This window comes from Amycolatopsis sp. NPDC057786 (assembly GCF_042797905.1).
Classification (GTDB): Bacteria; Actinomycetota; Actinomycetes; order Mycobacteriales; family Pseudonocardiaceae; genus Amycolatopsis.
Genome location: NZ_JBHVKW010000181.1, coordinates 1 through 7,398, shown reverse-complemented (window position 1 = coordinate 7,398; position 7,398 = coordinate 1). Strand labels below are relative to the sequence as shown.

Below are 7,398 nucleotides of genomic sequence, written 5' to 3'. Positions count from 1 at the left end.
CGCAAAACCCTCAACTGGGACACCCCAGCCGAACGACTCAACAAGCTACTGTCCTAACAGGAGCACGTTGCGACGATCGCATGAATCCACCCGGTTCCAACCGTCCTTACCACTCACGAGCTTTAGACGGGGATGACCGTCGGCACGATCATCGGACGGCGCCGGTAGGTGTCGGCGACCCAGCGGCCGACGACGCGGCGCACGGCCTGCGCGATGCGGTGCGTGTCGGTGATGCCCTCGGCCTCGGTCCTGGCGAGTTCCATCTCCACCATCGGAAGCACGGCGTCGAGCGCCTTCGGGTCGTCGGAGAACCCGCGTCCGGACACCGTCGGGCGGGTCACCGCGCGGCCGGTGCTGGTGTCGACGGCGACGGTGATGGCGATGAAACCGCCTTCGCCGAGCACGAGCCTGTCGGACAAGGTCGACTCGCCGACGTCGCCGACCGAGAGGCCGTCGACGTACACGTGCCCGACCTCGACCCGGCCGGTCCGCGTGGCCTTGCCGTCGACGAGGTCGACCACGACGCCGTCCTCGGCGATGACCACGTTCTCCGGCGCGACACCGGTGCGCACGGCCAGCTCTCCGTTGGCGCGCAGGTGCTTCCACTCGCCGTGCACCGGCATGACGTTGCTGGGGCGCACCGCGTTGTACAGGTACAGCAGCTCGCCCGCCGACGCGTGCCCGGACACGTGCACCTTGGCGTTGCCCTGGTGCACGACGTTCGCGCCGAGCCGGGTGAGGCCGTTGACGACGCCGAAGACCGCGGTCTCGTTGCCCGGGATCATCGAGCTGGCCAGTACGACGGTGTCGCCGGCGCGGATCGAGATCTGCCGGTGCTCGCCGCGCGCCATCCGCGACAGCGCCGACAGCGGCTCGCCCTGCGAACCGGTCGACACGAACAGCACCTTGCTCTCGGGCAGGTCGCCCGCCTGGTCGAGGTTGACCAGCAGGCCGTCGGGCACGTTCAGCAGCCCGAGGTCGGCGGCGATCCCCATGTTCCGGACCATCGAGCGGCCGACGAAGGCGACCCGGCGGCCGTGCCGGACGGCGGCGTCGAGCACCTGCTGGACGCGGTGCACGTGGCTGGCGAAGCAGGCGACGATGACGCGCTGGCCGACCTTGCGGACGACGTCGTCGAGCACCGGGCCGATGTCGCGTTCCGGCATGACGAACCCGGGCACCTCGGCGTTGGTCGAGTCGACGCAGAACAGGTCCACGCCCTCGTCGCCGAGCCGGGAGAACCCGGCGAGGTCGGTCAGCCTGCCGTCGAGCGGGAGCTGGTCGAGCTTGATGTCGCCGGTGTGCAGCACGACACCCGCGGGTGTGCGGATGGCCACCGCGAGCGCGTCCGGGATCGAGTGGTTGACCGCGAAGAACTCCAGGTCGAACTCGCCGACCTTGCGTCGTTCGCCCTCGCGGACCTCGATCAGGTTCGGCCGCTGCCGGTGCTCCTTGGCCTTGGCCGCGAGCAGCGCGTTCGTGAACCGGGAGCCGTAGATCTTCAGGTCCGGGACCAGCCGCAGCAGGAACGGGACGGCGCCGATGTGGTCCTCGTGCCCGTGGGTGAGGACGAGGCCGTCGATGTCCTCGAGGCGGTCTTCGATCGCGCGGAAGTCGGGCAGGATCAGGTCGACGCCGGGCTGGTCGTCTTCGGGGAAGAGCACCCCGCAGTCGACGATCAGCAGACGGCCGCCGAATTCGAAGACGGTCATGTTGCGGCCGACTTCGCCGATTCCGCCGAGCGCGACCACGCGCAAGGCGCCTTCGGGCAGCGCGGGCGGTGGGGTGGTCGGTCCGGGTCCGGTTGGCAATGAACTCACCGAGGCATGGTCCCTACGCTGGTATGTGAGGTCGGCGCCGTGTAGGCCGCCGCTGAATCTGCTTGTGCCACTCGTGCACCATGCCAGTCACTGGCGGCGCTTTCCCCGAGCGGCACGCCTCCCTGGGCGAGATCCGCGGAAATCGCCTGGAGCTGCTCGTCGTTCGCGGCCACGATGGGCAGCCGCGGGTCACCGATGTCGAATCCGCGCAGCCGCAGGGCCGCCTTCGAGAACGCCACCCCGCCGACCCGGGACATCGCCCGCAGGACCGGCAGCATGCCGCGGTGGTTGGTGCGCGCGGTCGAGGTGTCGCCGGACTCGTAGGCGTCCATCATGCCGCGGATACGGCCCGCCACGACGTGCCCGATGACGCTGACGACTCCGGTGCCGCCGACCGAGACCCACGGGAGGTTGAGGCCGTCGTCACCGGAGTAGTAGGCGAGCTGGGTGTTCGCGATGACCTCGGAGCCGGCGATCAGGTCGCCCTTGGCGTCCTTGACCGCGAGGATGCGCGGGTGCTCGGCCAGCCGCAGCAGCGTGTCGACCTCGATGGGGACGATCGAGCGCGGCGGGATGTCGTAGAGCATCACCGGCAGCTCGGTGGCGTCGGCGACCGTGGTGAAGTGCGCGTAGAGCCCGGCCTGGCTGGGCCGCGAGTAGTACGGCGTGACGACGAGGACACCGTGCGCGCCCGCCGCTTCGGCCTGCTTCGCCTGCTCGATGCTGTGCGCGGTGTTGTTCGTGCCCGCCCCGGCGACGATCGTCGCGCGGTCACCGACGGCTTCGACGACGGCGCGGACGAGATCGGCCTTCTCGGCGTCGGTCGTCGTGGGGCTCTCCCCGGTCGTGCCGTTCACGACGAGACCGTCGTTGCCCAGTTCCACGAGGTGTTCGGCCAGCTCCTGCGCCCGCTTCAGGTCCAGCGCGCCGTCGGCGTCGAAGGGGGTGGCCATCGCGGTGAGCACGCGCCCGAACGGTCTTCCCGGCGCTGCGGTTGGTGGAGTGGACATGCTGTGAAGGTACCTCCTGCGAGCGCCGAACCCCTTGCCGACGTGGTGGTCCCCGCCGAATGCGGGAGATTTTCCGCGACGAAGGCGAACTCGGCGCAAACTCTCTGTGAGCTATTTGACCTTGGTCGTGATCTGCGCGGGGATCTGGCTGCCGTCGGTCTTGGCGAGCAGGCAGAGGAACCCGCGCGAGTAGCTCGGGTCGTCGTCGTTGGGCGGCCGGTTCCATTCGGCTTCGGTCGGCACGACGGCCCGCCAGGTCAGCGACGCCCGCTGTGCCCCGGGCACGACGTTGGAATTGAAGGTCGCCGAACACAGCGACTCGGCGATCCGGTTGACCGCGTCCGCGCCTGGATACACCGCGACCTGGGCATCGTCGTCCGAATAGGACTCGACGTCGAGCAGGCTGCCCTTGGCGAAGACCTCCAGCAGGTGGTCCTTACCGCAGCTGATGCCGTCGTTCAGGTTGACGCCCTCTTTGAGCGGCACGTTGTAGCAGTCACCGGAGGCACCGAGCTTGATCTGCCCGTTGATGCCGTAGGTCAAGGTGGGCTGGGCCTGGTTGTTCCCCGACGGCGCGGCCATCCACCGGCCGAGGAAGATCCCGCCCACCAGGGCGCCGATCACGGCGACCGCGGCGAGGCTCAACCACAGCGGGCGCAGGTTGCGCTTCGCCGGGGCCGGGGCGAGCCGGGTCATCGGCTGACCGGACTGCGGCATCATCGCGGTGCCGCCCGAGGGCGGGGTCGGCTGGGCCTGTACGCCCTGCGCGGCGGCCAGCAGGCTGCGCACCTGGTCGTACGACATCCGGGCCTCGGGTTTGGTGACCAGCAGGCCGAGGATCGCGGCGGCCAGCGGCCCCTGGACCCTGGTCAGGTACGGGGCCTCGGTCATGATCGCGTGCAGCGTCGCGGCGGTGGTCGACCGTTCGAACGCGACGATGCCCTCCGCGGCGAAGAACAGCGTCGTGCCCAGTGACCAGAGGTCGGATTCGGGCATCGCGTCGCGGCCCTCGACCCGTTCCGGCGCCATGAACGCGGGCGAGCCGACGATCATGCCGCTGGTGGTCAGGCGCGGGTCGTCCGCGGCGTGCGCGATACCGAAGTCGGTGAGCTTCACCCGCCCGTCGGACGCGACCATGATGTTCGCGGGTTTGACGTCGCGGTGCACGATCCCGGCGGCGTGCGCGGCCCGCAGCGCGGACAGCACCCGCTCCCCCACCAGCGCGATCTGCTGGGCGGGCAGCGGCCCGTGGTCGCGCACGAGGTCGGCCAGCGTCGGCGCCTCGACCAGCTCCATCACAATGTAGGTCGCGCCGTTCTCGGTGACGACGTCGTACACGGTGACCACGGCCGGGTCGTTGAGACGACCGGCGGAGCGGACCTCGCGCAGCATCCGCTCCGTCAGCACCGAAGCGTCCTCGGGCGCGTTCGGGAACTTCAGCTCCTTGATCGCCACCTGACGGCCGATCACCTGGTCCTGTGCGCGCCAGACGATGCCCATCCCGCCGCGGCCGAGCTCGCCCAGCAGGGCGTATCGGCCGGCGACGATCCGCGCGCCGGAGGCCTGCTGCGTCTGCTGGGGCGGCCCGTACGGACGGGTCTGTTCGTCGGTCAAGGTTCGGTGCTCCTTCGGTTCGCGCAGGATGCTAACTCGGACCCGTTCGCGCGCCGAAAGGTTCCTTCGCCGGGCTTGTGGATCAGACCGTGACCTCGTGTCCGGCTTCCCGGAGCGCCTTCACCGCGCGTTCCAGCTCGGGAGCCCGGACCAGCACGTGGTCGGTGTCGAAGGTGGACATCGAGAACAGCGCCACCCCGGCGGCGGCCAGTTCGCTCGACAGCGCCGCGATGATGCCGGTCAGCGTGAAGGCCAGCGGCCCGCGCACCGACAGCAGACGCCAGCCGTCCTCGACGGTGGCGCCGTCCGGTGCGAGACCGGCCGGGCAGATCACCGACAGCTCCTCCGGCGTCCGCGTGAGGGAGATCAGCACGGGCTCGCCGGGGTCGAGCAGATTCGCCGGAATCGGCGCGTCCGGGGCGAGGCGGGCGACCGCGTACTCGCCGGGCCGGACGTCGATCGCGAGGCGTCGCATCAGCCCTCGAGGACCTTCGGGCTGGACGCGACCTCGGTGCCGTCGGGCAGCGCGGAGATGGTGAAGTCCGCGAACACGTTGCTCGAAGCCTTCTGCAGTTCGCGCAGGCACTCGATGGCCAGGGCACGGATCTCGACGTCGGCGTGCTCGGTGGCGCGCATCGCGATGAAGTGCCGCCAGGCGCGGTAGTTGCCGGTGACCACGATGCGGGTCTCGGTCGCGTTCGGCAGCACGGCGCGGGCGGCCTGGCGGGCCTGCTTGCGGCGCAGGGTCGCGCTCGGCACGTCGGCGAACTTCTCCTCCAGCCCGGCGAGCAGCTCGGTGTAGGCGTCGACGGCGGCCTGCGAGGCGGCGAGGAACTTCGCGTGCAGCTCCGGGTCCTGCGCGATGACGTCGGGCTCGACGAACGCGGCGTCACGCTCCGGCACGTAGCGCTGCGAGAGCTGCGAGTAGGAGAAGTGCCGGTGACGGATCAGCTCGTGCGTCAGCGAGCGGGAGATCCCGGTGATGTAGAAGCTGACGGATCCGTGCTCCAGCACCGAAAGGTGGCCGACGTCGATGATGTGCTCGAGGTAGCCGGCGTTGGTGGCCGTCTTCGGGTTCGGCTTCTTCCAGGACTGGTAGCAGGCCCGGCCCGCGAATTCGGCCAGCGCCTCACCACCGTCGGCATCGGTCGACCACGGTACGTCCGACGGCGGGAAGAACTCCGTCTTCGCGATCAGTTGAACCTTGGGTGACACGGTCTCGGCCACGTTCGCACTCCTTTACGACCCCTGCTCCACGACTCCGGGCAGCGTAACCGCAACCCCGTTTGACGCCGGGGCGACATCACGGTGACGTCATGACCTCCTTGACTGACATCAGAAGTGACGTCATAGTGGTGTCATGGATCTGACGCCGTACATCACAAGCCTTCGCGAGGACCTCGCGAACACGGCTTCGGCCGGCGACGAGCAGACGCGGCGCGCTGCCGCGCTGCTGTCGTCGGCGCTGGAGCCCGCCGCCCGCCTGACCATCATGAACGCCCTCGCCGACCTGGCCGCCGAAGTGACCTCCGCGCTGCCGGGGCACGTCGTCGACGTCCGTCTCGACGGCCGCGACGTGCGTGTCGTCGTCACCGGCTCCGCCGAGGGCTCCGAGCAGTCCGCGCCTCGCCAGGAGGCGCCGCGGGAGGCCCCGCGCGCGCCCAAGGTGGACACGGGCGACATCACCCGCATCACGCTGCGCCTGTTCGAGCAGGTCAAGGGCCAGGCCGAAGCCGCGGCCGCCGCTCAGGGTGTCTCACTGAACACGTTCGTCTCGCAGGCCGTCCAGGGGGCACTGGGCAAGGGCGGCGGCGAGCACTGGCAGTACAAGCAGAAGCCCGGCGGCGGTGCCGGTTCGCACCTGCACGGCTGGGTCCAGGGCTGAGGGGGACGGAAATGACCGAGGAAAACACTCCCGCGGGTGAAGAGACCGTGCGTGTCGAGGACTTCGAGGCCGAGGGCCCGATCGAGATCGACGTGAGCGTGGGCATCGGCCGGGTGACCATCGAACTGACCGCCGAGAACGGCGTCCACGCCGAGGTCCGCCGGGACGGCGGCGAACAGCAGCCGTGGGTGGACGGGATGACGAGCCTGCTCAGCTGGGTCGGGGAACGCTTCGGCGACCAGCTCGGCGGTTCGCCGGCCGGATCGGTCGGTGACGCCGTGGCACAGACGCGGATCGAGAAGGTCGGCAACCGGCTGGTCGTCCAGGCGCCGAAGGCCTGGCAGCTGAAGAACGTCCCGCTCGCCGTGACCGTCCGGGCGCCCGCCGGTTCGCATCTGGAGGTGCGGGCCGGGGCGGCCGATGTCACGGTCACCGGCTCCGCCGGGCGGGCCGACCTCATGACCGGCGCGGGCAAGATCGGCCTCGAACGGGCCGACGGTTCGGCGATCGTCCGCACCGGCACCGGCGACATCAAACTGGGGCCGACCCTGTCCGGTCTCCAGCTGCGCACCGGCAGCGGCTCCGTCGAGGCGGCGTCGGTGAGCGGTTCGGCGACGCTCGCGACCGGAACGGGTGACGTCTGGCTCGGCGAGGTCGCGGGCGAGGTCCTGGCGCGCACCGGCAGCGGCTCCCTCTCGGTGGCGGACGCCGCCTCCGGGACGCTGGAGCTGACCACCGGATCGGGTGAAGTCCGCGTCGGGATCCGCGGCGGTGTCCAGGCGGAGATCGACCTTTCGTCGACGACCGGGTCAGTGTCCAGCGAACTGGAGGTCGCGGAGACCGCGCCTTCGGAGGTCTCGCTGAAGGTGCGGGCGCGCACCGGCACCGGCGACGCGGTGGTGACCAGCGCGGCGAGCTGAGCCGCGGGCCGCAGGGGGATCGAGGGACCTTTGCTCTCACTTTTCCACGGGGGTGGGAGCGAAGGTCCCTCGCTCATTTCTTCATGCTGCCGGTGGCGTGTTGCGAAAGCCACTTTCGCAACGTTGAAGGTTGCGAAAGTGGCTTTCGC

General features: G+C 70.1%; 7 protein-coding genes. 2 read left to right on the top strand and 5 right to left on the bottom strand.

Annotated features, from left to right (window positions below):
• Positions 1–122: 122 nt before the first annotated feature.
• From ACFVM3_RS41425 to thyX, 5 genes are all read right to left on the bottom strand, one after another.
• Positions 123–1,820, bottom strand: a complete 1,698-nt coding sequence (locus ACFVM3_RS41425; RefSeq protein ID WP_185927423.1) for a ribonuclease J — start codon at positions 1,818–1,820, stop codon at positions 123–125.
• Positions 1,817–2,830, bottom strand: coding sequence for a 4-hydroxy-tetrahydrodipicolinate synthase (gene dapA / locus ACFVM3_RS41420; RefSeq protein WP_378445331.1), 1,014 nt, complete (start codon positions 2,828–2,830; stop codon positions 1,817–1,819). The genes ACFVM3_RS41425 and dapA overlap by 4 nt, the downstream gene beginning before the upstream one ends.
• 111 nt (positions 2,831–2,941) lie before the next feature.
• Positions 2,942–4,444 (bottom strand): serine/threonine-protein kinase, encoded by a 1,503-nt coding sequence (locus ACFVM3_RS41415; RefSeq protein ID WP_378445329.1) that lies wholly within the window; start codon positions 4,442–4,444, stop codon positions 2,942–2,944.
• Positions 4,445–4,526: 82 nt separating this feature from the next.
• Entirely contained in the window at positions 4,527–4,919 is a 393-nt protein-coding gene (locus ACFVM3_RS41410) for an ACT domain-containing protein (protein WP_378445327.1), read from the bottom strand.
• Positions 4,919–5,671 (bottom strand): FAD-dependent thymidylate synthase, encoded by a 753-nt coding sequence (gene thyX, locus ACFVM3_RS41405; protein ID WP_007029376.1) that lies wholly within the window; start codon positions 5,669–5,671, stop codon positions 4,919–4,921. Before thyX ends, ACFVM3_RS41410 begins: the two co-directional genes overlap by 1 nt.
• Positions 5,672–5,804: 133 nt before the next feature.
• On the opposite strand from thyX, the gene ACFVM3_RS41400 reads away from it, so the two are divergent.
• A complete protein-coding gene (locus ACFVM3_RS41400) occupies positions 5,805–6,329 on the top strand; it encodes a toxin-antitoxin system HicB family antitoxin (RefSeq protein ID WP_378445325.1) in 525 nt (174 codons plus the stop codon).
• An 11-nt stretch (positions 6,330–6,340) separates the two neighbouring features.
• Positions 6,341–7,249, top strand: a complete 909-nt coding sequence (locus ACFVM3_RS41395) for a DUF4097 domain-containing protein (RefSeq protein ID WP_378445323.1) — start codon at positions 6,341–6,343, stop codon at positions 7,247–7,249.
• Positions 7,250–7,398: the final 149 nt, after the last annotated feature.